A 24,290-nucleotide genomic window follows, 5' to 3' on the forward strand; every position below is an offset into this window, starting at 1 on the left:
GCGTACCCCACCCGCGCTCGATTACCTGGCCCCCCACTAGTGGTGGGGCTCCCCGGAGCCCCACCACTTTCGTCTGCCACCCGGCCGCCCGCCCGGGTCAGCCCCACAGCGCCTGAGCGGCAGCCGCCCCGGCGAACGCGGCTGCGAGCCCGGCCAGCACGCTCCCCACGACATTGGCGGCGGCACCGCCCCGCGCCCCGTCGGCCGCCAGCCGGAGCGTCTCGTACGAGAAGGTCGAGTAGGTCGTCAGCGCTCCGCACAGGCCGGTGCCGAGGAGGAGTTGGGCGTGCGAGGAGGCAGCGCCGGCGGCGACCGCGCCGGTCAGCAGGCCGAAGATCAGAGAGCCGGCGACATTGACGGTGAACGTCCCCCAGGGGAAGACCGTGTCGTGCTGGCACTGCACATAGCGGTCGGTGAGGAAGCGCAGCGGCGCCCCGACCATCGCCCCGGCCAGCACCAGCAGCCAGTTCACCCGCGGCCGCCCTCCCCCGGAGCCGTACCGCCCGTGCGGGGGTAGGTGATCTGCTCGCACGGTTCGAGGGTGACCGTTCCGCCGTCCGTGAGGAGTTCGTCCAGCTGCGGGAGGAAGGAGCGGACCCGTTCCTCGGTGTCGACGACGACGATCGCGACCGGCATCTCCTCGCTCATCGTCAGCAGCCGCTGGGTGTGGATGAGCGAGGTGGCGCCGAAGCCCTCGATGCCGCGGAAGACACTGGCCCCGGCCAGTCCGGCCGCGCGGGCGCGGTGCACGATCTCCGCGTACAGGGGCTTGTGGTGCCACCCGTCCTGTTCGCCGACGAGGACCGTGAGCCGGAGCGCCGGTGCGCCGCCCGGCTGTGCCGTGCCGTGTGTCATACCGTCCGCCGCCTCAGTTCGAGAAGTGCACGTGTGCCGGTCACCGCGCCCCCTACGGCCGCGAGGGCGGCGACTACGGTGCCCGCGAGATAGGCCATGGCCTCGGCCGGGTGCCCGGCGCCGATCAGCCGCTGGATGTCCACGGCATAGGTGGAGAAGGTCGTGAAGCCGCCGAGGATGCCGGTGCCGAGGAATGGACGCACCAGCCGGTGGGCCGACCAGACCTCGGTGATCAGCACCATCAGCACGCCCATCAGCGCACAGCCGACGGCATTGACGCCCAGGGTGGTCCAGGGGAAGGAACCTTTGCCGGTGGGCCAGAGGAGGGCTGCCCCGTAACGGGCCGCGGCGCCGATGCCGCCGCCCACGGCCACCACACCGATCACCGGCCACTGCCCTTGCCAGGGCGCCGCCCGGCGGCGTTGCGCGTCCATGAGCCTCCCGAGATCATCGGCGCTCTCAGGCTACCGCCGCTCCGCCGCCGGTGCCGCGGCAGACGGGGCGGTGGCGGGGCGGGAACGCCATGGCCTGCCGTCACCGTCTCGACGGGGCCAGGGCCACAGAACCGCCAAGGGAGGCTAGGGCCTTTCCGACCCTGATCCGCCGGACAGGCCCTAGAGCCACCCGTTCCGCTTGAAGCCGCGGTGGATCACCCAGCAGAGGGTCAGTATGACGGTCATCACCAGCGGATAGCCGAACGTCCAGCGCTTTTCCGGCATATGGTCGAAATTCATGCCGTACACACCGCAGATCATGGTCGGTACGGCCAGGATCGCGACCCAGGCGCTAATCCGGCGCATGTCCTCGTTCTGGGCGACGGTGACCTGGGCGAGATGGGCCTGCAGTATGGAGTTGAGCAGGTCGTCGAAGGCGGTGATCTGCTCGGTGACGCGGTCGAGGTGGTCGGCGACGTCCCGGAAGTAGGTCTTGATCCGGGGGTCGACCTCGGACACCGGCCGGGTCGCCAGCTCCTGCATGGGCCGGTCCAAGGGGGCCACGGCGCGCTTGAGTTCCAGCAGCTCGCGCTTGAGCTGGTAGATCCGGCCGGCCCCGCCGCTTCCGCGTACGGAGAAGACCTCGCTCTCGACGTCGTCGATATCGTCCTGGACGGCGGCCGCGACATCGAGGTAGTCGTCCACGACGAGGTCGGCGACGGCGTGCAGCACGGCGGACGGACCGAGCGCCAACTGCTCGGGCACACGCTCCAGTTGTTCACGGAGCGGGCCCAGCGAACCGTGCCCGCCGTGCCGCACCGTGATCACGAAGTCGGCGCCGGTGAAGACCATGATCTCGCCGGTTTCCACGACCTCACTGGTGTCGGTGAGCCGGTCGTGATCGACATAGCAGACCGTCTTGAAGACGGTGAACAGCGAGTCGTCGTAGTGCTCCAGCTTCGGCCGCTGATGGGCGTAGACCGCGTCCTCGACGGCGAGCGGGTGGAGCCCGAACAGCTCGACAATTCCGGCGAATTCCTTCTCGGACGGCTCATGCAGCCCGATCCAGACAAATCCACTGCCGGATTTCCGGACCCGGTGGATCGCCACATCGGCCGGGTGGTCGCCCTCCTGCCGCACGCCGTCCACGTACACCGCGCAGTTCACCACGGCGGTGCCGAGCGGCGACCGCGCCGGGTGGCTGAGGTCGACTCCCCGGGTGCGCGGCTGCGGCAGCCGGACGGCCTTACGGAGATTGCTGATCATCGACACCCGGCCAGTATGGCCCGCGGGAGGCCGTGAACGGTACGGCGAAGCGGCCGTTTTTACGCAGCGGGGCGGAGCGAAAACCCTGGGTTGCGCGGCGCGCTCCGGGGCCCGGCGGGCCGCACGGGCTAGGCGTGCGGCCCCACGCTCACCGTGCCGATCGTCAACTCCGTGGTGCCCTGGAGGATTTCACCGACGCGCTGCACCTGGGTGTCCAGGCCGCGCCGCTGCCGGGCGGTCAGCGGTGTCAGCGGCTCGACCGTGAGATGGATCATCCGGCGTCCGGAGCGGCGCTGGTGCCAGACACCGGCGACCGTACCGTCGATCAGCAGCACGGGGAAGTTCCCGGCCTGCCGCCCGGCCAGCGCGCGCTCGGCCGCCCGGCCGGGGAAGAGCAGATCGCGGGGCCGGCAGGCGATGCCATAGGCGTCGAAATAGGGCAGCAGACGGACACCGGAGGGTTCGCCGGCGGGTGTGTCGGTGTCGCCGGCCAGGATCCAGGCGGGTGAGCCCGCGAAGTCGACCTGCTGCAGGTCGCCGCCGAGGGAGGCGAAGAGCCGGGCCGACCAGCCGGACGGGGCGCCGCACCAGGTCGCGAAGTCCTGCGGGGTGGCCGGACCGTACGCGTACAGATAGCGCCGTACGAGTGCGGCGAGGGCGGTCGGGCCGTCCGCCGGGCGGAATCCGGGCAGGGCGCGCCGCGGGCTGGTGTAGGTGACCTTGCGGCCCCGGTTGGGGCCGAAGCAGAGGGCGCCCCGCTGACCGGCCCGGTGCATCACCTGCCGCCAGCGCGGCCACTTCCCCTGGAAGGCGGGCATCACCAGCTCACCGGCCCAGGGCCCGGTGCGGGCGACCACCGCCTCGCTCAGCTCGTCGATGGTCAGCTCGGCGTCGGCCAGCGCGTCCTCGATCGCCGCGAGCACCTCTTCGGTCTGTCCGGGCGTGAGCCGGACCTCCGGGGTGAAGGGGCTGCTGCCGGCCGGTACGGCCGACAGCGCACCGGTCCACATCGGCAGCTCGGCGGTGGGCAGCAGATGCACCGTGCCGCGCGGACCGTACGTCTTGACCAGGCTGCGGTCGGACCACAGGGCGTCGCGGACGGCGGTGCGGGTGCCATGGTCCGTCCGCAGCATGAGCGAGAGCTCCGCCGCGGACAGCACCTGGGCGTGTGCCCCGCACAGTGCGGCCGCGATCCCCGCGGGGTCCTGCGCCACCGGCTTCCCGGCGAGCCCGGAGCGCTCCAGGCGGCGGGCGCTCACCTCGTTCCAGGTGAGGGTTCTGCTCGGCACGGCGGGGCTCCTCGGCTCGGTGGTGCGTCGGGTGCGGACGGGGTGCGGGGGCTGCTGCGGTGCGGGCGTGCGGGGGTGTTCCGTCAGGAGACCAGGACGGGCCGCTGCTCCGCCTCCGCGCCGTCGGCGGGGGCCGTCCGCTCCGGTGCGTCCGGGGCGGGCACCCGCCGCGGCAGCAGGAACAGCAGGCCGAAGATGAGGACCAGACCGCCGGAGATCCACCACAGGGCGTGGGTGGTGGCGTCGACGAAGGCGGGCCCGAGCGCGGCCGCGGCCCCTGCGCCGCCCGGCTCCCCCGTACCGCCGACGACCCCGAAGAAGGCCACCGACGACAGGCCGAGACCGAGCGCCATGCCCAGCTGGCCGGTGGTGTTGAAGATGCCGGAGGCCGAGCCGGAGTGCTCGGCCGGGACCTCGGAGATCGCCGCGTCGGTGATCGGGGCGACGATCAGGCCCATCCCGGCTCCCATCAGCAGCATCGCCGGTGCCATCTGCCAGGACTGCAGGGCGGTGCCGTAGTGCCCGGCCTCCCAGACGTAGAGCAGTGCACCGGAGAGCATGATCAGCGCGCCGGCCTGCAGCACCGCGCGTCCGAACCGCGGCACCAGCTTCTGCACGGACATCCCGGCCGCGGTGGAGCAGGCGAGCGAGAACGGCACCCCGGTCAGCCCGGCGTGCAACGGGCCCCAGCCCAGCCCCAGTTGCATATGGAGCGTCCACACCAGGAAGAAGAGACCGGTGACCACACCGAAGGTCAGCTGGACGCCGGCGCCCGCCGCGAAGGTCCGCACCTTGAAGAGGGAGAGTTCGACGAGCGGCGAGCCGTCCTTGCGGGCCCTGATCCGCTCGTAGCGGACGAAGACCGCCAGGACGAGCGGGCTCGCGGCCATCGAGACGAAGCCCCACAGCGGCCAGCCGGACTCGCGTCCCTGGGTGAGCGGGTAGAGCAGCATCAGCAGGCCCACGGTGGCCAGCGCGGTCCCGATGAGGTCGACACGCAGGGCCTGCGTGGCCCTGGACTCGGTGAGGAAGCGGCGGCCGAGGAACATGCCGGCGATCCCGACCGGCAGATTGATCAGGAAGATCGGGCGCCATTCCAGGCCGAGCAGGTCGCCCTCGGTGAGCAGGGCGCCGATCAGCGGGCCGCAGACCGCGCCGAGGCCGATCACCGCGCCGAACATCCCGAAGACCTTGCCGCGCTCGCCCGCCGGGAAGCTGACGTGGATGATCGCCAGCACCTGCGGCACCATCAGCGCGGCCATCGCGCCCTGCAGCACCCGCGCGCCGACCAGCATGCCGGGGTCCGCTGCGAAACCGCACAGCGCGGAGGCGAGGGTGAAGCCGCCCATGCCGAGCAGGAACAGCTTCTTGCGGCCGTAGATGTCGCCGAGCCGGCCGCCGGTGATCAGGCCGAGGGCGAAGGCGAGGGCATAGCCGGCGGTGACCCACTGCACGGCGCTGAAGCTCGCACCGGTGTCCCGCTGGATGCTCGGGATGGCGATATTGACGATGGTCGCGTCGACCAGGTCCATGAAGCTCGCGGTCAGCAGGACGGCGAGGGCGATCCAGCGTCTGCGGCCGGCCGCCGCGGGGGCCGGGGCGGCCGCCTCGTGGGCCGCGGGCACGGTCGTGGTCATGGGCGTTCTCCAGGGGAACCGGTGCGGAAGGGAGCGGAAGGCGACGCCGGTGCCGCCGGGCGGTGGCCGGCCGTGGCGTCGAGGTCTTCGACATTAGGCGCCGTATAGGACAGCTCCGGTCCTACTGGGAGCGCCATCATCGGTCCCATGAGTGAGACATCGGCGCGACTGCTGAATCTGCTGTCCCTGCTGCAGACCCCGCGCGAATGGCCCGGCAGCGAGCTGGCCGGGCGGCTGAGGGTCACCACCCGGACGATCCGCCGCGATATCGACCGGCTGCGCGAGCTGGGCTACCCCGTCCACGCCACGATGGGCGCGGAGGGCGGCTACCGGCTGGCCGCGGGCGCCGCGATGCCGCCGCTGCTGCTGGACGACGACGAGGCGGTGGCCATCGCGGTCGGTCTGCGCTCGGCCGCCGGGCACACCGTCGAGGGCATCGAGGAGGCGTCCGTACGGGCGCTCGCCAAGCTGGAGCAGGTGCTGCCGGCCCGGCTGCGGCGCCGGGTGGGCACGCTCGGCACGGCCACCGTCGCACTGCCGTCCGGCGACCACCCGACCGTCGACCCGGAGCATCTGACGGTGCTCGCCGCGGCGATCACCAACCATGAGCGGCTGCGCTTCCGCTACCGGGCCGGTGCCGGCGCCCGCAGCAAGCGTCTGGTGGAGCCGCACCGCCTGGTCGCGTCGGGGCGCCGCTGGTATCTCGTGGCGTACGACAACGACCGGGAGGACTGGCGGATCTTCCGGGTGGACCGGCTGAGCGAGCCGTTCCCCACCGGCGTCCGGACCCCGCCACGCACCCTGCCGGCCGCCGACGCGGGCGCCTACGTCCGGGAGCGGATGCAGGGGCGGGCCGCGACGCACCGGGCGGTGGCGACCGTGTACGCACCGGCCGCGGAGGTGGCCGCCAAGCTGGGCGGCTCGGCGGTGGGCGAGGTCGAAGCGGTCGGCGAGACGTCCTGTCGCTGGCACAGCGCCCCCGATGCGCTGGAGTGGCTGGCGGTCCGGCTGGCGCTGCTGGGGCATGAGTTCACCGTGCACGAACCGCCGGAGCTGGCCGCGTATCTGCGGGCGATGGGCGGCCGGGCGAACCGGGCGGCGGGGGCGGCAGCGGGAGAGGAGGAGGGCGCGACGCCGTGACAGCACTCCAGGGAATACCCTAGGGGGGTATATGATTCTCCTCGGAGAAGGAGACACGCACTCGCAGCAGACCGAGGAGCAGGCATGACGACCGCGATCGGAGCGCACGGCGTCGAGTTGGAGATCGGCGGGATGACCTGCGCCTCGTGCGCCGCCCGCATCGAGAAGAAGCTGAACCGCATGGAGGGGGTCACCGCCACCGTCAACTACGCCACCGAGAAGGCGCAGGTGGCGGTCGCGGAAGGCAGCGGCGTCGCGGCCGCGGACCTGATCGCCACCGTGGAGAAGACCGGCTACACCGCGACGGTCCCCCCGCCGCCGGCCCCCGCCGAAACCCCCGGTGCCGCCGCCGGGGAAGCGGCGGACGGCCGGGACGACGCGGCGCACGCCGCGCTGCGTCAGCGTCTGCTGGTCTCCCTCGCCCTCACCGTCCCGGTGGTGCTGATGGCGATGGTGCCTCCCCTGCAGTTCACCAACTGGCAGTGGCTCTCGCTGACCCTGGCCGCCCCGGTGGTCGCCTACGGCGCCTGGCCGTTCCACCGGGCCGCCTGGACGAATCTGCGGCACGGCGCCGCCACGATGGACACCCTCATCTCCATGGGCACCCTCGCGGCGCTGGGCTGGTCGCTGTGGGCGCTGTTCTTCGGCACCGCGGGCATGCCGGGGATGACACACCCCTTCGAGCTGACCCTCGCCCGCACCGACGGCAGCGGCGCCATCTACCTGGAGGCGGCAGCCGGGGTCACCACCTTCATCCTGGCCGGCCGCTCCTTCGAGGCGCGCGCGAAGCGGAAGGCGGGCGCGGCGCTGCGGGCGCTGCTGGAGCTGGGCGCCAAGGAGGTCGCCGTGCTGCGGGACGGCCGCGAAGTCCGTGTCCCTGTCGGCGCGTTGAGCGTCGGGGACCGCTTCGTCGTACGGCCCGGCGAGAAGATCGCCACCGACGGGACGGTGGTGGAGGGCGCTTCCGCGGTGGATGCCTCGATGCTCACCGGCGAGTCCGTTCCCGTCGAGGTCTCCCCCGGCGACACCGTCACCGGCGCCACCGTCAACGCGGGCGGCCGGCTGGTCGTCGAGGCCACCCGGGTCGGCGCGGACACCCAGCTGGCCCGGATGGCGCGGCTGGTCGAGGACGCGCAGAACGGGAAGGCCGCGGCGCAGCGGCTGGCCGACCGGATCTCCGCGGTCTTCGTCCCGGTCGTGATCGCGCTCGCCCTGGGCACGCTCGGCTACTGGCTCGGCACCGGCCACGGCGCGGTGGCCGCCTTCACCGCGGCCGTCGCCGTCCTGATCATCGCCTGCCCGTGCGCCCTGGGGCTGGCCACCCCGACCGCGCTGATGGTCGGTACCGGACGCGGCGCCCAGCTCGGCATCCTGCTCAAGGGGCCGGAGGTGCTGGAGTCAACCCGGCGGGTGGACACCGTCGTCCTGGACAAGACCGGCACGGTCACCACCGGGGTGATGACGCTGACCGAGGTCCACCTCGCCGAGGGAGTGACGGAGGGGGAGGCGCTGCGGCTGGCCGGCGCGCTGGAACACGCCTCCGAGCACCCCATTGCCCGCGCCGTCGCCACCGGGGCCGAGTCCCGTGGCGCCACGCTGCCCGCCCCCGAGGACTTCGAGAACGTCCCGGGCCTGGGCGTCCGGGGAGTGGTCGAGGGCCATGCCGTCCTGGTGGGCCGCGAGCAGCTGCTGAACCGGTGGAGCCAGTACCTGACGCCCGAGCTGGCGGCCGCCAAGGCCGCGGCCGAGGCCCGGGGCCGTACCGCCGTCACGGTCGGCTGGGACGGCGCGGCGCGTGCGGTGCTGGTCGTGTCCGACGCGGTGAAGCCCACCAGCGCCGAGGCGGTGCGCCGGCTGCGCGCCCTGGGGCTGACACCGGTCCTGCTGACCGGCGACAACGAGGCCGTCGCGACCGCGGTGGCCGCCGAGGTCGGGATCGACGAGGTGATCGCCGAGGTGCTTCCCGAGGACAAGGTCGCGGTCGTCGCCCGGCTGCAGTCCGAGGGCCGCTCGGTCGCCATGGTCGGCGACGGCGTCAATGACGCGGCCGCGCTGGCCCGCGCCGACCTGGGGCTGGCGATGGGCACCGGCACCGACGCCGCCATCGAGGCCGGTGACCTCACCCTCGTACGGGGCGATCTGCGCGCCGCTGCGGACGCCATCCGCCTGGCCCGTGCGACGCTCGGCACCATCCGGACCAATCTGTTCTGGGCGTTCGGCTACAACGTCGCAGCACTGCCGCTGGCCGCGGCCGGACTGCTCAACCCGATGATCGCCGGCGCCGCGATGGCCTTCTCCTCGGTCTTCGTCGTGGGCAACAGTCTGCGACTGCGGCGCTTCCGGGCGTTGCCGTAACGGGGGTGTCCGGGTGTTGCCGTAACGGGGAGTGTCCGGGCGGGGCCGTGACGGGGAGTGTCCGGGCGGCGCCGTATCGGGATCCTCCGGGCGTCGGGCAGCTGCCGGGACGCGCCCGCGAGCGGAGCAATACCCGCGCGACGGTCCGGGTCTGCCGTGGGATCGGGCGGGCTGCTGCCCCTGCGCGATCCGTCCCGCGGCCCGCGGGCGCCCCTCGCCGGGGCCGCCCGCGGGCCGCGGCACAGGGGGCTGACCGCCCCGGTTCTGACAAGTGTCTCCAGTTCTGGCGACCGAACCTTGGCAGTTCACGCAGCAGCCGGGCGGCACCGAGGGGTGAGACTGGTGGGCATACCGCCCACCCACGTACAGGGGAACTCATGACCGGGTCACGCGTCCTGGCCCTCGGCCATTACCAGCCCTCCGGCGTGCTCACCAACGACGATCTCGCCAAGATCGTCGACACCGACGATGCCTGGATCCGCAGCCGGGTCGGCATCCGTACCCGCCATGTCGCCGCCCCGGACGAGACCGTGGACTCGATGGCGGCCGCCGCCGCGGCCAAGGCCCTGGCCGCCAGTGGCCTGGCCCCTCAGGACATCGACCTGGTGCTGGTCGCCACCTGCACGGCCCACGACCGCAGCCCGAACGCCGCGGCCCGGGTCGCCGCCCGGCTCGGCCTGGACGCACCCGCCACGATGGACCTGAACGTCGTCTGCTCCGGCTTCACCCATGCGCTGGCCACCGCCGACCACGCCATCCGGGCCGGTTCCGCGACCCATGCGCTGGTCATCGGGTCGGAGAAGTTCACCGACGTCGTCGACTGGACGGACCGCTCGACCTGTGTGCTGGTCGGCGACGGGGCGGGCGCCGCGGTGGTCGGTGCCGCGCCGGAGCCGGGCATCGGTCCGGTGCTGTGGGGCTCGGTGCCGCAGATGGGCGGTGCGGTACGCATCGAGGGCGAGCCGGCCCGGTTCGCCCAGGAGGGCCAGACCGTCTACCGCTGGGCCACGACCCAGCTGCCGGCCATCGCCCGCAAGGTCTGCGAACGCTCCGGGATCACCCCCGCCGATCTCGCCGGGGTGGTGCTGCACCAGGCCAATCTGCGGATCATCGAGCCGGTCGCGGAGCGGATCGGCGCGGTCAACGCGGTGGTCGCCAAGGACGTCGTCGACTCCGGGAACACCTCCGCGGCCTCCGTCCCGCTCGCCCTGTCCAAGCTGGTCGAGCGGCGCGAGCTCGCCTCCGGCGCCCCGGTGCTGCTGTTCGCCTTCGGCGGCAATCTCTCGTACGCGGGACAGGTCATCCACTGCCCGTGAGACGCGCCGGGCCCAGGTCCGATTCGTTCAAGACCCGGCCCGGCGGGCTGCCTACGCTCGCCGTATGACCACTTCTCCGTCTCCCACCGCCCCCTCCGCCCCGCGTTTCGCGGCCCTCGGCATGGTCGTCGCCGACATGCCCGCCGCCCTCGCCTTCTACCGCCGCCTCGGCCTGGACATCCCCGCCGACGCGGACACCGCCCCGCACGCCGAGGCACCGCTCCCCGGCGGTCTGCGACTGATGTGGGACACCCACGAGACCGCACGCGCCATCGACCCGGACTGGACCCCGCCCCAGGGCGGCACCCCCACGGGGCTGGCCTTCGAGTGCGCCGGTCCCGCCGGCGTCGACAAGCTCTACGCGGAGCTCACCGACGCCGGCTACACGGGCGAGAAGCCCCCGTGGGACGCGTTCTGGGGGCAGCGCTACGCCGTCGTACAGGACCCGGACGGCCACGGGGTCGACCTGTTCGCCCCGCTGCCCTAGGGGCGGCGGGCCCGCCTGCTAGCCGATGTCGCCGGGGTGCTCGCGCAGGTACAGCGCGCCGCAGGTGTGACAGAACGGCTCTCCCTTGGGCGTGCCCCAGACCGCGGCCGTCTGGGTGGCGGCGGCCGGGGCCAGTTCCCGTCCGCACATCGCCGTGGTGCCGTCCAGCCGCACCATGTGCCAGATCTTCACCGGCGTGTCCGCGTGCGGCAGAACGCCTTCCTCGTACTCAGCGCGCATCTCGTGCTCCATGGCGGTGCACCTCCTACGCCCACGATGCGCCAGCGGTTCGGAGGCCACAACGGCAAACCCGGGGCCTGGCCCGAGGGCCGGGAACCGGGCCGCGGCCCCGGTCAGAACACCGACCACCCCGTCAGCGTCGTGAAGTGGTCCAGGGCCGCGGCGCCCGCCACGGAGTTGCCGCGGGCGTCGAGTCCCGGGCTCCAGACGCACAGCGTGCAGCGGCCGGGGATGACGGCGATGATGCCGCCGCCGACCCCGCTCTTCGCGGGCAGCCCGACGCGGTAGGCGAACTCCCCGGCCGCGTCATACGTCCCGCAGGTCAGCATCACCGCATTGATCCGTTTGGCCTCGCGGGCCTCCAGCAGCCGGCTGCCGTCGGCGCGCAGCCCGTGACGGGCGAGGAAGCCGCCGGCCACGGCCAGATCCCGGCAGCTCATCTCGATCGAGCACTGCCAGAAGTAGTGCTCGATGACGCTGGGGACGGGGTTCTCCAGGTTGCCGAAGGACGCCATGAAGTGCGCCAGGGCGGCGTTGCGGTCGCCGTGCTCGGCCTCGGAGTCGGCCACCGCCTGGTCGAAGGCGAGGTCCGGGTTGCCGCTCTCCTCACGCAGGAAGTGCAGCATCGACGTGCTGGCATCGCCGGTGAGGGTCTGCAGCCGGTCGGTGACCACCAGCGCACCCGCGTTGATGAACGGGTTGCGCGGGATGCCGTCCTCCGCCTCCAGTTGGACCAGCGAGTTGAACGGCGTACCGGACGGCTCGCGGCCCACCCGCCGCCAGATGTCGTCATGGCCGTCATGGCTCTGCCCCATCACCAGCGCCAGCGAGAAGGCCTTCGAGATGGACTGGACGGAGAACGGGACCTCCCAGTCGCCGACCCCGTAGACCTCGCCGTGGATATCGGCCACCGCGATCCCGAACCGGTCCGCGGGCACCCGTTCGAGCGCCGGTATGTAGTCGGCGACCCGCCCCTGTCGCACGAACGGCCTGGCATGGGCCGCTACCTCCTCGAGAACGGCCTGGTAGTCCATGACGGACACGCTAACCCGGGGCGAGCAGCACCCCCATCGGGGCCCCCGCCAGCGACTTCACCTCGCGCGCGAGGTGCGCCTGATCCGCGTACCCGGCGCGCGCCGCGACCTGTGCCCAGGGCATCCCGGAGCGCGCCAGGTCGAGCGCGCGCACGAGCCGGAGCACCCGGGTGAGCGTCTTGGGGCCGTAGCCGAACGCGTCCAGGCTCAGCCGGTACAGCTGGCGTTCGCCGAGCCCGACGGCGCGGGCGACCTCGGCGACGGGGCGGCTGCGGGCGAGCGCCGCGGCGACGGCGGCGGTCCGGCCGTCCTCGCCGGTGCCTTCCCGGAGGCGGGCCACGGCGGTCTCCTCCAGCAGGCGGCCGATACCGGCCGCGCCGCCCGGCGCCCCGGCGGCCGCCAGTCGCTCGGTCAGCTCCCGTACCCGGCCGGCGGGCCACAGATCCGCCAACGGCACCCGCCTATCGCGCAGTTCCCGGGCCGGTACGCCGAAGACGGCGGGGCCCTGGCCGGGCGCGAAGCGCAGCCCGACGAGGGGGGTACCGGGCGGCAGGCCGTCCACGGACTGCGGCCCGGTGTCCGGGCCCGCCACCAGCAGCCGGCCCGCGCTCCAGATCAGATCCGTACACCCGTCGGGCAGCACCGGCCGGGCCGCGGGCCGCATGGTGCGGGCCCACAGCACCGCGCCGGCCAGCCGGGAGGCACGCTCCTGGTACCCGCCGGATACGCCATGTGGCCCCTTCATGTCGCGCGTTTCGCCCACATGCCCCAGCCTGGCACGGGAACCCCACGGCCGTCCGCGCCGTTGATCCCTTACGACACGGACCGCACGGAGGTGGCACATGTCAGGGTTTCTCGACCGAGCCAAGGAGCAGGCCCGGCAGGGGCTTGCGCAGGGCAAGCAGAAGGTCGACGAGGTGCAGCAGAACCGCGCCGGCAGTGAGCTGCTGAGAAAGCTGGGCGCCGCGTACTTCGCCGAGCGGCGGGGCAGCGGATCGCCCCAGGCGACCCAGGACGCCCTCAACACCCTGGAGGCGCACGTCAACGCACACGGGGACGCGTTCCTGCACGACTAGGGACTAGGGGAGACACCCCCGAGGGCGGGCCGTTCGGTCCCTGGCGGCCACGCCACGGTCCGGCGCGGACCGCCGCGGACCGCCGCGGTTCCCGGTGCGCGGCGCACGGAAGGACGTGGGGGCCACCGGTGCCCTCGCGGCGCGGGCCACGGGACGGGCCCGCACCCCCGGCACACGGGACAATGGACCGCGTGACCAGCACCGCCCCCGGCCCGCTGCCGGACCCGCACGCCCTGCGCCCGCGTCTGCCCTCCCCCGTCCAGGAGATCGAAGACGCGCCGTTCACCCGCCGCGGGGTACGGCTGCTGCTGAAGCGGGACGATCTGATCCACCCGGAGCTGAAGGCGACCGGCCGGGGAGGCGTCAAGAACCAACCGTGCACGGGTCATCCGTGGCGGCTTGCCGCGCAGATCGCTTTCGCTGCCTGCTCGACCTGGTCCGCACGGAGCATGCCCAGATCGACATATGCCTTTCCCGAGCGGGTGACCACAGGCCGAATGCCTCTGCCGATGGCGTCCGAAAGGCCGAGTACGGAGAAGGCCTCCCGGATCGCTGCGACGGCGTCATCGGCGCTCTTGCGGTCCTCTCGCCAGGTCTCCATGTCCATCACTCTCACCCCCTGGGCTTTCGGTGCTTGGGGTGGGCGGCCAGCTCGACGTTGCAGTCGGATACAGCGGAGCGGTCCCCTCTCGCCTGAGCTTCACCACGTTGCTTGACCAGGGCGCCGCAGACATCACACCCCGTGGCAGGTTCGGGAGAGCTCACAGGCATCATCAGGTGTACGGGCCCTTGCATCGCTGTCTGGCGTTCCATGTGCCCGATAGTGGATCGCCCTTGCGGACGTATCCGCCCCGTACCAGGGACAGTTGGGCGGTTCCAGGCGTAGCGTCGAAACGGCCCAAACGTCTGAGGGGGAAGTCTTGAACGTCGCCTTACGATCAGCTATGGCAGATGCCGGTCTCTCGCCCCGGAAGCTAGCGGCCCGAGTGGGGGTGACCAGCAAGACCGTGGAGCGGTGGTTGGCTGACGCCGGACTGGTGCCGCACGCAACCAATCGTGAGGACGCCTGCCGAGCGTTGGGAGTTGATGAAGAGATGTTGTGGCCCCGAGCGGTGAAGGACCGCATCAAGACCGGAAACGACCGTGAGCTGGTCCACTCGTATCCGTACCGGTCGGCCTGCCCGTCCACCGTGTGGGCTGAGCTTGTCGAGAACAGCAGTGAGGAACTGTTCCTCGCCGGATACACGAACTACTTCTTCTGGACCCAGTTGCCCCGGTTCGCCGAGACGATACGCCGCAAGGCCGAGTCCGGCTGTCGGGTCAGGATTCTTCTCGGTGACCCCGCCGGGGAGGTCACCACACAGCGGGAAGCGATCGAAGATGTTGCCTTGAGCGTGTCCACCCGGATTCGGATCACTCTGGAGCACTTGGACCAGTTGGGTGCCCTGCCTGGGCTGGAGACGCGCTACAGCAGCGCTGAGGACGCGGTGAACCACGTCTCGCTGTCGGTCTTCCGGTTCGACAGCGAAGCGCTTGTGACCCCTCACCTGGCGCGGCTGGTGGGGCATGACTCACCACTGCTGCATCTGCGCCGCCAGGGGGGCGGGGGCATGTTCGACCGGTTCGCGGAGCACTCCGAGGAGTTGTGGAGCCGCGCGGTACCGGTGGGCTGACCGGGGAGCTTCCTAGGAACAGCGGCCACAATGGACGGGTGAACCACCCCGTAGACCTCGCCACCGCCCTCCGGCCCCGTCCTCCCTCGCCCCTCCAGGAGATCGAGGACGAGCGGTTCGCCCGCCGGGGCGTGCGGCTGCTGCTGAAGCGGGATGACCTCATTCACACCACGCTGCCTGGGGACACGGCTGCGCTTGGACCAGCGGAGCTGTACCCTCCGGGCAACAAATGGCGCAAGCTGGCGCCGAATCTGCGGGCCGCGGCCGCGGCGGGTGAGCGTGCGCTGCTGACCTTCGGCGGCGCGTACTCCAACCATCTGCGGGCCACCGCCGCTGCCGGCCGGCTGCTCGGCTTCGCCACCTTCGGCGTGGTCCGCGGCGACGAGCTGGCCGGCGCGCCGCTCAACTGGTCGCTGGCCCGCTGCGCCGCCGACGGCATGCGGCTGCACTTCATCGACCGGTCCCACTACCGCCGGCGGGCCGACCCGGACGTGCTCGCCGAGCTGCACGACCGCTTCGGCGCCTTCCGCCTCATACCGGAGGGCGGCAGCAACGCCCTTGCCGCACAGGGCTGTACGGAGCTGGGCCGGGAGCTGCGCGGGACCGCGGACACGGTCGCGGTGGCCTGCGGAACGGGCGGCACCCTCGCCGGACTCGCCGCGGGACTGGCGCCGGGGCAGCGCGCCCTGGGCTTCCCCGTACTGAAGGGCGGCCGGCCGCACTTCCTCCAGGAGACGGTCGCGGAGCTGCAGCGCGCGGCGTTCGGCGGACCGCGCGGCGACTGGCGGCTGGAGGACCGCTTCCACTGCGGCGGATACGCCCGCCGCACCCCGGAACTCGACGCCTTCGCGGCGGCTTTCGAGGACCGGCACGGGCTGCCGCTGGAGCGGATCTACGTCGCCAAGCTGCTGTACGGGCTGACGGCGCTGGCCGGGGAGGGCGCCTTCGCCCCCGGCAGCACCGTGGCCGCCGTGATCACCGGCGCCCCTGAGCCGGACCCCGGCCACATCCGCTGACGGCGGCCCTGACCTGCCCCGGCCGCATCCGCTGACGGCGGCCCCTGACCTGCCCCGGATCACCTCGCTGACCGGCGACGCCCTGGGGTCTGTCCCATGGATGAGTCGGCAGACCCTAAGTGGCGCTCTCCCGGTAGGCCGTCGCCTCCTCCAGGTCCAGCCTGCGCAGCAGCGTCCGCAGCATCTCGTCGTCGATCCGCCGGATGTCCCGCAGCTGGACGAACACCCGGCGCTCGGCGTCGATCATCTCCCGGGCCAGCCGCCGGTAGGTCTCGTCGGCGGACTCCCCGGTGACCTCGTTGACCGCGCCGAGCCGCTCCCACACGGAGTTGCGGCGGCGCTCCATGACGCTGCGCAACCGGTCGACGAGGGGCCCCGGCAGGGCGTTGCGCGGGTCCTGGAGGAGCTCCTCCAGGCGTTCCTCGGCGGCCCGCGAGGCCTCGTTCTGCGCCTGCGCCTCGGCGAGCGTCTCCGCCTGGGCGTCCCGGCCGGGCAGCCTCAGCGCGCGGATCAGCGGCGGCAGCGTCAGCCCCTGGATGACGAGGGTGGCGATGACGGTGGTGAAGGTCAGGAAGAGCACGAGGTTGCGCGCCGGGAAGGAGCCGTCGCCGTGCAGTGCGGAAGGGATGGAGAACGCGATGGCCAGCGACACCACCCCGCGCATCCCGGCCCAGCCGACGATGACCGGCGCGGTCCAGTTCGTGTCCGGCTCGCGGGTACGGATCCGGGCCGACAGCATGCGCGGCAGATACGTCGCGGGAAAGACCCACACGAACCGCGACAGGACCACGACGACGAACATCACGGCCGCGTACCCGAGGGCCTGCGTCGCGCTGAACTCCCCCAGCCCGCGCACCACGACCGGCAGCTGCAGCCCGATCAGCGCGAAGACCGCGGACTCCAGGATGAAGGAGACCATCTTCCAGACGGCGTCCTCCTGGAGCCGGGTCTCGAAGTCGACCTGCCAGGAGCGGTGCCCCAGGTAGAGGCCGACCACGACGACGGCGAGCACCCCGGAGGCGTGGAGCTGCTCGGCGGCCGCGTAGGCGACGAACGGGATGAGCAGCGAGAGGGTGTTCTCCAGCAGCGCCGACTCGCGCAGCCGGACGCGCAGCCAGTGCAGCGGCACCATCAGGACGATGCCGATGCCGATGCCGCCCAAGGACGCGACGGCGAACTTCTCGGCCCCGTCGCCCCAGGTGGCGCCGGCCCCGATGGCCGCGGCCACCAGGACCTTGTACGCGGTGATCGCGGTGGCGTCGTTGAACAGCGATTCACCCTGCAGAATCGTGGTGATCCGGTGCGGCAGCCCGAGCTTGCGGGCGATGGCGGTGGCCGCGACGGCGTCCGGCGGGGCGACGACGGCCCCCAGGACGAGGGCAGCGGTCAGCGGCAGCCCCGGGATGACGAGATAGGCCGCATAGCCGACGACGAACGTCGCGAACAGCACATAGCCGACCGACAGCAGCGCCACCGGCCGCAGATTGGCCCGCAGCCCCAGATACGAGCTGTCCAGCGCCGCGGTGTGCAGCAGGGGCGGCAGCACCAGCGGCAGCACGATGTGCGGATCGAGGGTGTAGTCCGGGATACCGGGGATGTAGGCGGCCGCGAGCCCCACGGTGACCAGCAGCAGCGGCGCGGGGACCGGCGTGCGGCGCGCCACGCCGGCGACCGCCGCGCTCCCGGCGACCAGCAAAAACAGCGGCATGACAGCCATCGGCCCGTCCCGTCCCCGTACCCTTCACCGACCATCCCGGCGATCTAACCTGGCCATCATGAGCGAGTGCACGCACGTTGCCGAACTGCCGCGCCCCGAGCCGGCCCCGCAGAGCGCCACCTGCCTGGAGTGCCTGGCAGCCGGCAGCCACCCCGTACAACTGCGGCTGTGCCTGGTGTGCGGCCATGTCGGCTGCTGCGACTCCTCGCCGTTCCGGCATGCGACCAGGCACTTCGAGGAGACCGGCCACCCCGTGATGCGGACGCTGGAACCGGGCGACTCCTGGCGCTGGTGCTTCCTCGACCAGAAACTGGTGTGAAGCGATCAGCGGAGTCCGTTTAGCCTTCACACATGATCCGTGAAGCGACCCCCGACGACGTCCCGGTCATCCTGGCCATGATCGGCGAGCTGGCCGCGTACGAGCGCGCCCCCGAGGCCGCGCAGGCCACCGAGCCGCAGCTGGAGGAGGCCCTCTTCGGCCCGCAGCCGGCTGCCTTCGCACTGATCGCGGAGGCCGACGACACCCCGGTGGGCTTTGCCCTGTGGTTCCGGAACTTCTCGACGTGGACGGGCACGCACGGTGTCTATCTGGAGGATCTGTACGTCCGTCCCGAGGCGCGCGGCGGCGGGCACGGCAAGGCACTGCTCGCGGCCCTCGCGGAGATCTGCGTGGCCCGTGGCTATGAGCGTTTCGAGTGGTCAGTCCTGGATTGGAATGAACCGTCCATCGGTTTTTACCGGGCGATCGGCGCTCAGCCCATGGACGAATGGACGGTCTTCCGGCTCACTGGAAAGGCACTGCACAACCTTGCGGTGACCTCGCGGGTCAACGGAGCGTAATCGGCATCGATTTGACAGTGCACACCCCTAGCCACTGTCCGTACCCGTGGCTTTACAATCAGTGACAGTGAAGGCGTCGGGCAAACCAAGGCCGGATCGCCGTCCGGACGGCAGTCGTGCTCCTTCCGGGCGACACCGGCGCACAGATCGCGATAGCGTCACAGCCGAACCATGTGTCGCGCCGAATCGTTCTCCTTTCGTCCGAGGGGAGAAAAGTCCGGCGCGAATATCCCGAACAACGCGAATATCGCGCATTCCAGCTCAACCAGCTTGTGCCACCTTGGAGGTGAGGGTGTCCCAGATCGCAGGCGAGCCCGGGACTCAGGACTTCGTGGAAGTCCGTCTGCCCGCTGCGGGTGCCTACCTGTCCGTGCTGCGTACGGCCACGGCCGGCCTCGCAGCCCGCTTGGACTTCACCCTCGACGAGATCGAGGATCTGCGCATCGCGGTCGATGAGGCCTGCGCGATCCTCCTGCAACAGGCCGTCCCCGGCAGTGTGCTGAGCTGCGTCTTCCGTCTCATCGACGACGCACTGCAGGTCACCGTGTCGGCCCCGACGACCGACGGCCGCGCCCCGGAGCGCGACACCTTCGCCTGGACGGTGCTCTCCGCACTGGCCGGCAAGGTCGATTCCACCGTCGCCGAGGACCAAACGGTCACCATCAGTCTGTACAAGGAGCGCGGCGCCGGTCCCGGACCGTCATGACCGAACAGGGGGCCCCGTGAAAGATCTCGAACGCGGCGGGAGGATGGCGTCCAGTGCGACCATCCCCGAGCAGCAGGCCCGGCCGCATCCGGTGGGCGTAGACGACCACGGCGGCCGGTTGGACGCGGCGGAGCAGGCAGAGCGGGCGGACCACATGGAGCAGAGCGAGCAGCCGGGGCAGCAGGCGCATCAGCACGATGCGCCGGCCCCCGACGACAAGCTGCAGGATCACCAGCATTCCCAGGAGCCGCAGGACCGCAGCGGCGCCCGGGCGATGTTCTACGAGCTGCGCAAGCTGCCCGACGGCTCCCCGGAGCGCGCGGAGCTGCGCAACACCCTCGTCCGTATGCACCTCCCGCTCGTCGAGCATCTGGCCCGGCGCTTCCGTAACCGTGGCGAGCCGCTGGACGATCTGACCCAGGTCGCCACCATCGGCCTGATCAAGTCCGTCGACCGCTTCGACCCGGATCGCGGCGTGGAGTTCTCCACATACGCCACCCCCACCGTCGTCGGCGAGATCAAGCGGCACTTCCGCGACAAGGGCTGGGCGGTCCGCGTCCCGCGTCGCCTCCAGGAGCTGCGGCTCTCGCTGACCACCGCGACCGCCGAGCTGTCCCAGCGGCACGGCCGGGCGCCCACGGTCCATGAGCTGGCCGAGCATCTGGCGATCTCCGAGGAGGAGGTGCTGGAGGGCCTGGAGTCCGCCAACGCCTACAGCACCCTCTCCCTCGACGTCCCGGACACGGACGACGAGTCCCCGGCCGTCGCCGACACCCTCGGCGCCGAGGACGAGGCGCTGGAGGGCGTGGAGTACCGCGAGTCCCTCAAGCCGCTGCTGGAGGATCTGCCGCCGCGTGAGAAGAAGATCCTGCTGCTGCGCTTCTTCGGCAATATGACCCAGTCGCAGATCGCCCAGGAGGTCGGCATCTCCCAGATGCATGTCTCCCGTCTCCTGGCCCGCACCCTCGCCCAGCTGCGCGACAAGCTGCTCGTCGAGGAGTGAACGGCGCATGAGCGAAGTGGGCGGGGCCTTCGAAGGCCCCGCCCACTGTGCGTTCCGGGAGTCCGCCGCGCCCGCCCGGAGATCACCCGGGGCGGCGCGTCCGCACCGCCGCCGTCAGGGTGTCTCCCGCGGCCCGATGCCCAGCGCTTCGGTGGCCGTCGGGTTGACCAGCAGCACGAGCACGACGAGCGCGGCCACGGCCAGCCCGATACCGGCCGCGATCAGCGCACCGCCACCGTTGACCAGCGTCCAGGCCACCGGCAGCGCCACGATCTGGGTGATCAGCGAGGGGCCCCGGCTCCAGCGGCGGCGCAGCCACAGTCCCCGCGCGGCCACCAGCGGCAGCAGGGCGAGCGCGAGGACGGTGAGCCCGCCCATCTCCGCCTGCTGCGGGCTGTCCGGCGAACCGACGAGACCCATGATCAGCATGTAGGCGCCGAGGGCGGCCAGGGCGAGCCCTTCGACCGCGGTGAGCGCCGCCGCGGCGCTCAGCCGCGCGGGCCGCGGGCCGGTCGGCTCGGCCGCGGCGGGGGCGCCGGCGGCTCGGGACACGGACTGCTTCTGCTGCTGACTGCTCACCCCAGCAGAGTAGCGCCGGCCCTCCCGGCCTCCGGTGATGCCCCGGAGCCGGACGGGGCGTGAGGCCGGTACCGGCAGGTAGGTACGCTGCTGCACATGCGCGCACTTCTCGTGGTCAATCCCGCAGCAACCACCACCAGTGCCCGCACCCGTGAGGTACTGACCCACGCACTCGCCAGCGACCTCAAGCTGGAGGTCGCACAGACGCAGTACCGCGGGCACGCCCGTGATCTTGCCCGGCAGGCCACCGAGGGCGGGGAGACCGACCTGGTCGTGGCACTCGGCGGCGACGGCACGGTCAACGAGGTCGTCAACGGCCTGCTGGCCAACGGCCCCGATCCGGACTCACACCCGCGGCTGGCGGTCGTCCCCGGCGGCTCCACCAATGTCTTCGCCCGCGCGCTCGGACTCCCCAACGATGTCGTGGAGGCGACCGGCGCCCTGCTGGACGCGCTGCGCGACGGCAGCGAGCGCACGATCGGCCTCGGGCTGGCCGCCGGCACCCCGGGCAGCGTGGACGAGGGCGTACCGGAACGCTGGTTCACCTTCTGTGCGGGCTTCGGTTTCGACGCCGGCGTCGTCGGCCGGGTGGAGCAGCAGCGTGAACGCGGCAAGCGTTCGACCCACGCCCTGTATGTGCGACAGGTCGTACGGCAGTTCCTGGGCGAGGCCAGCCGCCACCGGGGCGTCCTCACCCTCGAACGTCCGGGCGGGACCGAGGACGCCGCGGAGACCGTCGAGAACCTGGCGCTGGCCATAATCTGCAACACCGCCCCGTGGTCCTATCTGGGCAATCGGCCGATCTACCCGTCCCCCGACGCCTCGTTCGACACGGCCCTGGATCTGTTCGCACTGAACAAGCTCTCGCCGTCCGCGGTGGCCCGGTACGCGACCCAGTTGCTGACGTCAACACCACAGCGCGGGCCCCATGGCAAACACGCCCTCTCACTTCATGACCTCACGAACTTCACCTTGCATTCGCAGGTTCCCCTGCCCTTCCAGATGGACGGCGACCACCTGGGACTGCGTACGAGTGTGACGTTCACAGGCGTACGCCGTGCACTGCGTGTGATTGTGTGAGCAGTAGGGCCTAAAGTCCTTTCACTCGAACGTTTAGACTGGTTTCCACCCCCTGGAATGACGGCTGTGAGCTAGGCGACACCAAGGATTCAAAAAAAAGTTTCCGGAAGGGGTTGTATCCGCAGCCGAGGTTTGCGAGTCTCTTCATGGCGATCGGGACGGCCGCTTTACCGGCCCCCTTGAGAGCCCGAATCCTCCTCCTCATTCCACAGGACCGTGCCAGTTCACGACTGGAGTTCGGCCCTTCCCTTGTGGAGGGATTCGTGAAAGCGTTCACATTCACAAGCAACGATCCCGTCACACGAGGAGATGGAGCAGCCATGGACTGGCGTCACCGCGCCGTTTGCCGCGAGGAAGACCCCGAGCTCTTCTTCCCTATCGGCAACACCGGTCCTGCGCTGCTGCAGATCGAGGAAGCCAAGGCCGTCTGCCGCCGCTGCCCCGTCATGGAGCAGTGCCTGCAGTGGGCGCTCGAGTCCGGCCAGGACTCCGGCGTCTGGGGTGGTCTGAGCGAGGACGAGCGCCGCGCGATGAAGCGCCGTGCAGCTCGCAACCGGGCGCGCAACGCCAGCGCCTGAGCCAGTAGCCCCGTGGCCCCCGAGCCGCAGCGCGCAGTACACCCGATGCACCCCCGGCGCTGACAAGCCCGGTCGTTATCGCATCGCAACAGCTTTGAGCCCCGGACCGCATGGTCCGGGGCTTCCTGCTGTTCAGGGCAGGACCGGCGGCCGCCCGGCGGCGGCGCCGGATCTCAGTGCTGCTTCTCGGCGCGCACGGGGACGTCGAGAATGACCTGTGTACCGCGCTCGGGCGCCCGCACCATGTCGAACTTTCCGCCCAACTCCCCCTCGACCAGGGTCCGTACGATCTGCAGCCCCAGGTTTCCGGCGCGATGCGGATCGAATCCCTCGGGCAGACCGCGGCCGTTGTCCTGGACGGTGACCAGCAGCCGCGGCTCGGTCCGGCTGCCGCCGCGCACCGCGCCGACCTCGACCACGCCCCGCTCCGTCTGGTCGAAGGCGTGCTCCAGGGCGTTCTGCAGCACCTCGGTGAGCACCATCGACAGCGGGGTGGCCACTTCGGCGTCCAGGATGCCGAAGCGCCCGGTGCGGCGGGTGGTCACCTTGCCCGGGGAGATCTCCGCGACCATGGCCAGCACCCGGTCCGCGATCTCGTCGAACTCGACCCGTTCGTCGAGGGTCTGGGACAGCGTCTCGTGCACGATCGCGATCGAACCGACCCTGCGCACGGCCTCGTTGAGGGCCTCGCGGCCCTGTTCGGAATCCATCCGGCGGGACTGCAGCCGCAGCAGCGCGGCGACCGTCTGCAGATTGTTCTTCACCCGGTGGTGGATCTCCCGGATGGTGGCGTCCTTGGTGATCAGCTCCCGCTCACGACGTCGCAGTTCGGTCACATCGCGGAGCAGGACCAGGGAACCGAGGTGCGTCCCCTTGGGCTTGAGCGGAATGGCGCGCAACTGGATCACGCCGTCGTTACCCTCGACCTCGAACTCCCTGGGGGCCCAGCCGCTGGCGAGCTTCACCAGTGCCTCGTCCACCGGGCCGCGGGCGGGGGCCAGTTCGGCGGTGGCCTGGCCCAGGTGGTGGCCCACCAGGTCGGCGGCGAGGCCGAGCCGGTGGTAGGCGGAGAGCGCATTGGGGCTGGCGTACTGGACGACGCCTTCCGCGTCGAGCCGGATCAGCCCGTCACCGGCGCGCGGCGAGGCGTCCATGTCGACCTGCTGGCCAGGGAAGGGAAACGATCCGGCAGCGATCATCTGGGCGAGGTCGGAGGCGCTCTGGAGGTAGGTGAGCTCCAGCCGGCTGGGGGTGCGTACGGTCAGCAGATTGGTGTTGCGGGCGATCACACCGAGCACCCGGCCCTCGCGGCGTACGGGGATGGACTCGACCCGTACCGGAACCTCTTCCCGCCACTCCGGGTCGCCTTCGCGTACGATGCGGCCCTCGTCCAGGGCGGAGTCCAGCATCGGACGGCGGCCGCGGGGAACGAGATGGCCGACCATGTCGTCCTGGTAGGAGGTGGGACCCGTATTGGGTCGCATCTGGGCAACCGATACGTAGCGGGTGCCGTCGAGGGTGGGAACCCACAGCACAAGATCGGCGAAGGAGAGATCGGAGAGCAGCTGCCACTCCGAGACCAGCAGATGGAGCCACTCGAGGTCGGTGTCGCTCAGAGCGGTGTGCTGGCGTACGAGATCGTTCATGGAGGGCACGTCTTGGAGCCTACCGGCGTACGGTGTATGTGTTGTGTCTGCACGGGCATGGACAAGTAAGAATGGTCTAGTCCAGAATTCAGCAAAGACCTCCGCCCTCCCCGCACAGGAGAGCGGAACGAGGCCGAAGGCGCTCTCTGCCCTGACTGCGCCGAGGCCTCCGATCGACCGGTCCCAGGGCGGGCCGTGCCCCTACCGCACACGGGGGCACATCCCGCCCGCAGGACGGGACCGGCCGATGTCAGCTCCGGGCTGCGGTGCCGGACAGGTTGAGGGTCCTGTCCCGGCGCCGCGGCCCGCGGGTGCTTCCGGGG

Annotated in this window: 26 protein-coding genes and 1 pseudogene; 14 read left to right on the forward strand and 13 right to left on the reverse strand. The window is 71.5% G+C overall.

Annotated features, from left to right (window positions below):
- Positions 1-97: 97 nt before the first annotated feature.
- The 6 genes from crcB to AB0C46_RS29565 all read right to left on the reverse strand — a co-directional run bounded on the left by crcB (position 98) and on the right by AB0C46_RS29565 (position 5,481).
- Positions 98-472, reverse strand: coding sequence for a fluoride efflux transporter CrcB (gene crcB, locus AB0C46_RS29540; protein WP_362831531.1), 375 nt, complete (start codon positions 470-472; stop codon positions 98-100).
- On the reverse strand, positions 469-855 hold the full coding sequence (locus tag AB0C46_RS29545) for a DUF190 domain-containing protein (RefSeq protein ID WP_362831532.1): 387 nt from the start codon (positions 853-855) through the stop codon (positions 469-471). Before AB0C46_RS29545 ends, crcB begins: the two co-directional genes overlap by 4 nt.
- A complete protein-coding gene (locus tag AB0C46_RS29550) occupies positions 852-1,289 on the reverse strand; it encodes a CrcB family protein (RefSeq protein WP_362831533.1) in 438 nt (145 codons plus the stop codon). Before AB0C46_RS29550 ends, AB0C46_RS29545 begins: the two co-directional genes overlap by 4 nt.
- 180 nt (positions 1,290-1,469) lie before the next feature.
- Positions 1,470-2,555 (reverse strand): magnesium and cobalt transport protein CorA, encoded by a 1,086-nt coding sequence (locus AB0C46_RS29555; RefSeq protein ID WP_362831626.1) that lies wholly within the window; start codon positions 2,553-2,555, stop codon positions 1,470-1,472.
- A gap of 128 nt (positions 2,556-2,683) precedes the next feature.
- On the reverse strand, positions 2,684-3,844 hold the full coding sequence (locus tag AB0C46_RS29560) for a winged helix DNA-binding domain-containing protein (protein ID WP_362831535.1): 1,161 nt from the start codon (positions 3,842-3,844) through the stop codon (positions 2,684-2,686).
- Between the two features lie 83 nt (positions 3,845-3,927).
- Positions 3,928-5,481, reverse strand: coding sequence for an MFS transporter (locus tag AB0C46_RS29565; protein WP_362831537.1), 1,554 nt, complete (start codon positions 5,479-5,481; stop codon positions 3,928-3,930).
- Between the two features lie 147 nt (positions 5,482-5,628).
- Between AB0C46_RS29565 and AB0C46_RS29570 the strand changes: the two genes are divergently transcribed.
- The 4 genes from AB0C46_RS29570 (at position 5,629) to AB0C46_RS29585 (ending at position 10,779) form a co-directional block, all read left to right on the forward strand.
- Positions 5,629-6,621 (forward strand): YafY family protein, encoded by a 993-nt coding sequence (locus AB0C46_RS29570; RefSeq protein WP_362831538.1) that lies wholly within the window; start codon positions 5,629-5,631, stop codon positions 6,619-6,621.
- 84 nt (positions 6,622-6,705) lie between these two features.
- Positions 6,706-8,976: a heavy metal translocating P-type ATPase gene (locus AB0C46_RS29575; RefSeq protein ID WP_362831540.1), complete on the forward strand. Its 2,271-nt coding sequence runs from the start codon at positions 6,706-6,708 to the stop codon at positions 8,974-8,976.
- 377 nt (positions 8,977-9,353) lie between these two features.
- Positions 9,354-10,292 (forward strand): beta-ketoacyl-ACP synthase III, encoded by a 939-nt coding sequence (locus AB0C46_RS29580; protein ID WP_362831541.1) that lies wholly within the window; start codon positions 9,354-9,356, stop codon positions 10,290-10,292.
- A gap of 64 nt (positions 10,293-10,356) precedes the next feature.
- A complete protein-coding gene (locus tag AB0C46_RS29585; RefSeq protein ID WP_362831542.1) occupies positions 10,357-10,779 on the forward strand; it encodes a VOC family protein in 423 nt (140 codons plus the stop codon).
- Between the two features lie 18 nt (positions 10,780-10,797).
- On the opposite strand, the gene AB0C46_RS29590 is transcribed toward AB0C46_RS29585, so the two are convergent.
- The 3 genes from AB0C46_RS29590 to AB0C46_RS29600 form a co-directional block, all read right to left on the reverse strand.
- A complete protein-coding gene (locus tag AB0C46_RS29590; RefSeq protein ID WP_362831544.1) occupies positions 10,798-11,031 on the reverse strand; it encodes a hypothetical protein in 234 nt (77 codons plus the stop codon).
- A 101-nt stretch (positions 11,032-11,132) separates the two neighbouring features.
- The gene (locus tag AB0C46_RS29595) at positions 11,133-12,053 is read right to left on the reverse strand and encodes a glutaminase (protein ID WP_362831546.1); all 921 of its coding nucleotides are present in this window, start codon (positions 12,051-12,053) and stop codon (positions 11,133-11,135) included.
- 10 nt (positions 12,054-12,063) lie between these two features.
- Positions 12,064-12,798: a helix-turn-helix domain-containing protein gene (locus AB0C46_RS29600; protein WP_362831547.1), complete on the reverse strand. Its 735-nt coding sequence runs from the start codon at positions 12,796-12,798 to the stop codon at positions 12,064-12,066.
- Positions 12,799-12,895: 97 nt separating this feature from the next.
- Between AB0C46_RS29600 and AB0C46_RS29605 the strand changes: the two genes are divergently transcribed.
- Positions 12,896-13,129 (forward strand): hypothetical protein, encoded by a 234-nt coding sequence (locus AB0C46_RS29605; RefSeq protein WP_362831548.1) that lies wholly within the window; start codon positions 12,896-12,898, stop codon positions 13,127-13,129.
- Positions 13,130-13,311: 182 nt separating this feature from the next.
- A pseudogene (locus AB0C46_RS29610) lies at positions 13,312-13,470 on the forward strand (1-aminocyclopropane-1-carboxylate deaminase); the annotation flags it as partial.
- Between the two features lie 44 nt (positions 13,471-13,514).
- Here the strand turns inward: AB0C46_RS29610 and AB0C46_RS29615 are convergent.
- Complete coding sequence (locus tag AB0C46_RS29615) at positions 13,515-13,730, reverse strand: hypothetical protein (RefSeq protein ID WP_362831549.1); 216 nt, start codon at positions 13,728-13,730, stop codon at positions 13,515-13,517.
- 343 nt (positions 13,731-14,073) lie between these two features.
- Here AB0C46_RS29615 and AB0C46_RS29620 point away from each other — a divergent pair, with 343 nt between their 5' ends.
- Positions 14,074-14,802: a helix-turn-helix transcriptional regulator gene (locus AB0C46_RS29620; protein WP_362831628.1), complete on the forward strand. Its 729-nt coding sequence runs from the start codon at positions 14,074-14,076 to the stop codon at positions 14,800-14,802.
- Positions 14,803-14,840: 38 nt separating this feature from the next.
- Positions 14,841-15,818 carry a pyridoxal-phosphate dependent enzyme gene (locus AB0C46_RS29625; protein ID WP_362831550.1) on the forward strand — a complete coding sequence of 326 codons (978 nt, stop codon included), beginning with the start codon at positions 14,841-14,843 and terminating at the stop codon, positions 15,816-15,818.
- Positions 15,819-15,933: 115 nt separating this feature from the next.
- Here the strand turns inward: AB0C46_RS29625 and AB0C46_RS29630 are convergent, their stop codons facing one another.
- Entirely contained in the window at positions 15,934-17,535 is a 1,602-nt protein-coding gene (locus AB0C46_RS29630) for a Na+/H+ antiporter (protein ID WP_362831551.1), read from the reverse strand.
- A gap of 58 nt (positions 17,536-17,593) precedes the next feature.
- On the opposite strand from AB0C46_RS29630, the gene AB0C46_RS29635 reads away from it, so the two are divergent.
- From AB0C46_RS29635 to AB0C46_RS29650, 4 genes are all read left to right on the forward strand, one after another.
- Positions 17,594-17,854, forward strand: a complete 261-nt coding sequence (locus tag AB0C46_RS29635) for a UBP-type zinc finger domain-containing protein (RefSeq protein WP_362831552.1) — start codon at positions 17,594-17,596, stop codon at positions 17,852-17,854.
- A 32-nt stretch (positions 17,855-17,886) separates the two neighbouring features.
- Complete coding sequence (locus tag AB0C46_RS29640) at positions 17,887-18,375, forward strand: GNAT family N-acetyltransferase (protein ID WP_362831553.1); 489 nt, start codon at positions 17,887-17,889, stop codon at positions 18,373-18,375.
- A gap of 292 nt (positions 18,376-18,667) precedes the next feature.
- Complete coding sequence (locus tag AB0C46_RS29645) at positions 18,668-19,081, forward strand: anti-sigma regulatory factor (RefSeq protein ID WP_006603191.1); 414 nt, start codon at positions 18,668-18,670, stop codon at positions 19,079-19,081.
- A gap of 43 nt (positions 19,082-19,124) precedes the next feature.
- Positions 19,125-20,084 (forward strand): RNA polymerase sigma factor SigF, encoded by a 960-nt coding sequence (locus AB0C46_RS29650; RefSeq protein ID WP_362831629.1) that lies wholly within the window; start codon positions 19,125-19,127, stop codon positions 20,082-20,084.
- 114 nt (positions 20,085-20,198) lie between these two features.
- On the opposite strand, the gene AB0C46_RS29655 is transcribed toward AB0C46_RS29650, so the two are convergent.
- The gene (locus tag AB0C46_RS29655; protein WP_362831554.1) at positions 20,199-20,663 is read right to left on the reverse strand and encodes a hypothetical protein; all 465 of its coding nucleotides are present in this window, start codon (positions 20,661-20,663) and stop codon (positions 20,199-20,201) included.
- 96 nt (positions 20,664-20,759) lie between these two features.
- Between AB0C46_RS29655 and AB0C46_RS29660 the strand changes: the two genes are divergently transcribed.
- Together AB0C46_RS29660 and AB0C46_RS29665 are read left to right on the forward strand one after the other, a co-directional pair.
- Positions 20,760-21,743, forward strand: coding sequence for a diacylglycerol kinase family protein (locus AB0C46_RS29660; RefSeq protein ID WP_362831555.1), 984 nt, complete (start codon positions 20,760-20,762; stop codon positions 21,741-21,743).
- A 320-nt stretch (positions 21,744-22,063) separates the two neighbouring features.
- A complete protein-coding gene (locus tag AB0C46_RS29665; RefSeq protein WP_003983230.1) occupies positions 22,064-22,321 on the forward strand; it encodes a WhiB family transcriptional regulator in 258 nt (85 codons plus the stop codon).
- Positions 22,322-22,494: 173 nt separating this feature from the next.
- On the opposite strand, the gene AB0C46_RS29670 is transcribed toward AB0C46_RS29665, so the two are convergent.
- Positions 22,495-23,967: a PAS domain-containing sensor histidine kinase gene (locus AB0C46_RS29670; RefSeq protein ID WP_362831630.1), complete on the reverse strand. Its 1,473-nt coding sequence runs from the start codon at positions 23,965-23,967 to the stop codon at positions 22,495-22,497.
- Between the last annotated feature and the right edge of the window lie 323 nt (positions 23,968-24,290).

Origin of the sequence: Streptomyces sp. NPDC048637 (assembly GCF_040650675.1) — a bacterium.
GTDB lineage: Bacteria > Actinomycetota > Actinomycetes > Streptomycetales > Streptomycetaceae > Streptomyces.

Bases quoted from the DNA above. Each gene is read 5' to 3' on its own strand.
- AB0C46_RS29545 (WP_362831532.1), bottom strand. From the start codon at position 855: ATGACACACGGCACGGCACAGCCGGGCGGCGCACCGGCGCTCCGGCTC.
- AB0C46_RS29550 (WP_362831533.1), bottom strand. From the start codon at position 1,289: ATGGACGCGCAACGCCGCCGGGCGGCGCCCTGGCAAGGGCAGTGGCCG.
- AB0C46_RS29555 (WP_362831626.1), bottom strand. From the start codon at position 2,555: ATGATCAGCAATCTCCGTAAGGCCGTCCGGCTGCCGCAGCCGCGCACC.
- AB0C46_RS29565 (WP_362831537.1), bottom strand. From the start codon at position 5,481: ATGACCACGACCGTGCCCGCGGCCCACGAGGCGGCCGCCCCGGCCCCC.
- AB0C46_RS29570 (WP_362831538.1), top strand. From the start codon at position 5,629: ATGAGTGAGACATCGGCGCGACTGCTGAATCTGCTGTCCCTGCTGCAG.
- AB0C46_RS29575 (WP_362831540.1), top strand. From the start codon at position 6,706: ATGACGACCGCGATCGGAGCGCACGGCGTCGAGTTGGAGATCGGCGGG.
- AB0C46_RS29580 (WP_362831541.1), top strand. From the start codon at position 9,354: ATGACCGGGTCACGCGTCCTGGCCCTCGGCCATTACCAGCCCTCCGGC.
- AB0C46_RS29585 (WP_362831542.1), top strand. From the start codon at position 10,357: ATGACCACTTCTCCGTCTCCCACCGCCCCCTCCGCCCCGCGTTTCGCG.
- AB0C46_RS29590 (WP_362831544.1), bottom strand. From the start codon at position 11,031: ATGGAGCACGAGATGCGCGCTGAGTACGAGGAAGGCGTTCTGCCGCAC.
- AB0C46_RS29595 (WP_362831546.1), bottom strand. From the start codon at position 12,053: ATGGACTACCAGGCCGTTCTCGAGGAGGTAGCGGCCCATGCCAGGCCG.
- AB0C46_RS29600 (WP_362831547.1), bottom strand. From the start codon at position 12,798: ATGAAGGGGCCACATGGCGTATCCGGCGGGTACCAGGAGCGTGCCTCC.
- AB0C46_RS29605 (WP_362831548.1), top strand. From the start codon at position 12,896: ATGTCAGGGTTTCTCGACCGAGCCAAGGAGCAGGCCCGGCAGGGGCTT.
- AB0C46_RS29615 (WP_362831549.1), bottom strand. From the start codon at position 13,730: ATGGAGACCTGGCGAGAGGACCGCAAGAGCGCCGATGACGCCGTCGCA.
- AB0C46_RS29620 (WP_362831628.1), top strand. From the start codon at position 14,074: ATGGCAGATGCCGGTCTCTCGCCCCGGAAGCTAGCGGCCCGAGTGGGG.
- AB0C46_RS29630 (WP_362831551.1), bottom strand. From the start codon at position 17,535: ATGGCTGTCATGCCGCTGTTTTTGCTGGTCGCCGGGAGCGCGGCGGTC.
- AB0C46_RS29635 (WP_362831552.1), top strand. From the start codon at position 17,594: ATGAGCGAGTGCACGCACGTTGCCGAACTGCCGCGCCCCGAGCCGGCC.
- AB0C46_RS29640 (WP_362831553.1), top strand. From the start codon at position 17,887: ATGATCCGTGAAGCGACCCCCGACGACGTCCCGGTCATCCTGGCCATG.
- AB0C46_RS29650 (WP_362831629.1), top strand. From the start codon at position 19,125: ATGGCGTCCAGTGCGACCATCCCCGAGCAGCAGGCCCGGCCGCATCCG.
- AB0C46_RS29660 (WP_362831555.1), top strand. From the start codon at position 20,760: ATGCGCGCACTTCTCGTGGTCAATCCCGCAGCAACCACCACCAGTGCC.
- AB0C46_RS29665 (WP_003983230.1), top strand. From the start codon at position 22,064: ATGGACTGGCGTCACCGCGCCGTTTGCCGCGAGGAAGACCCCGAGCTC.
- AB0C46_RS29670 (WP_362831630.1), bottom strand. From the start codon at position 23,967: ATGAACGATCTCGTACGCCAGCACACCGCTCTGAGCGACACCGACCTC.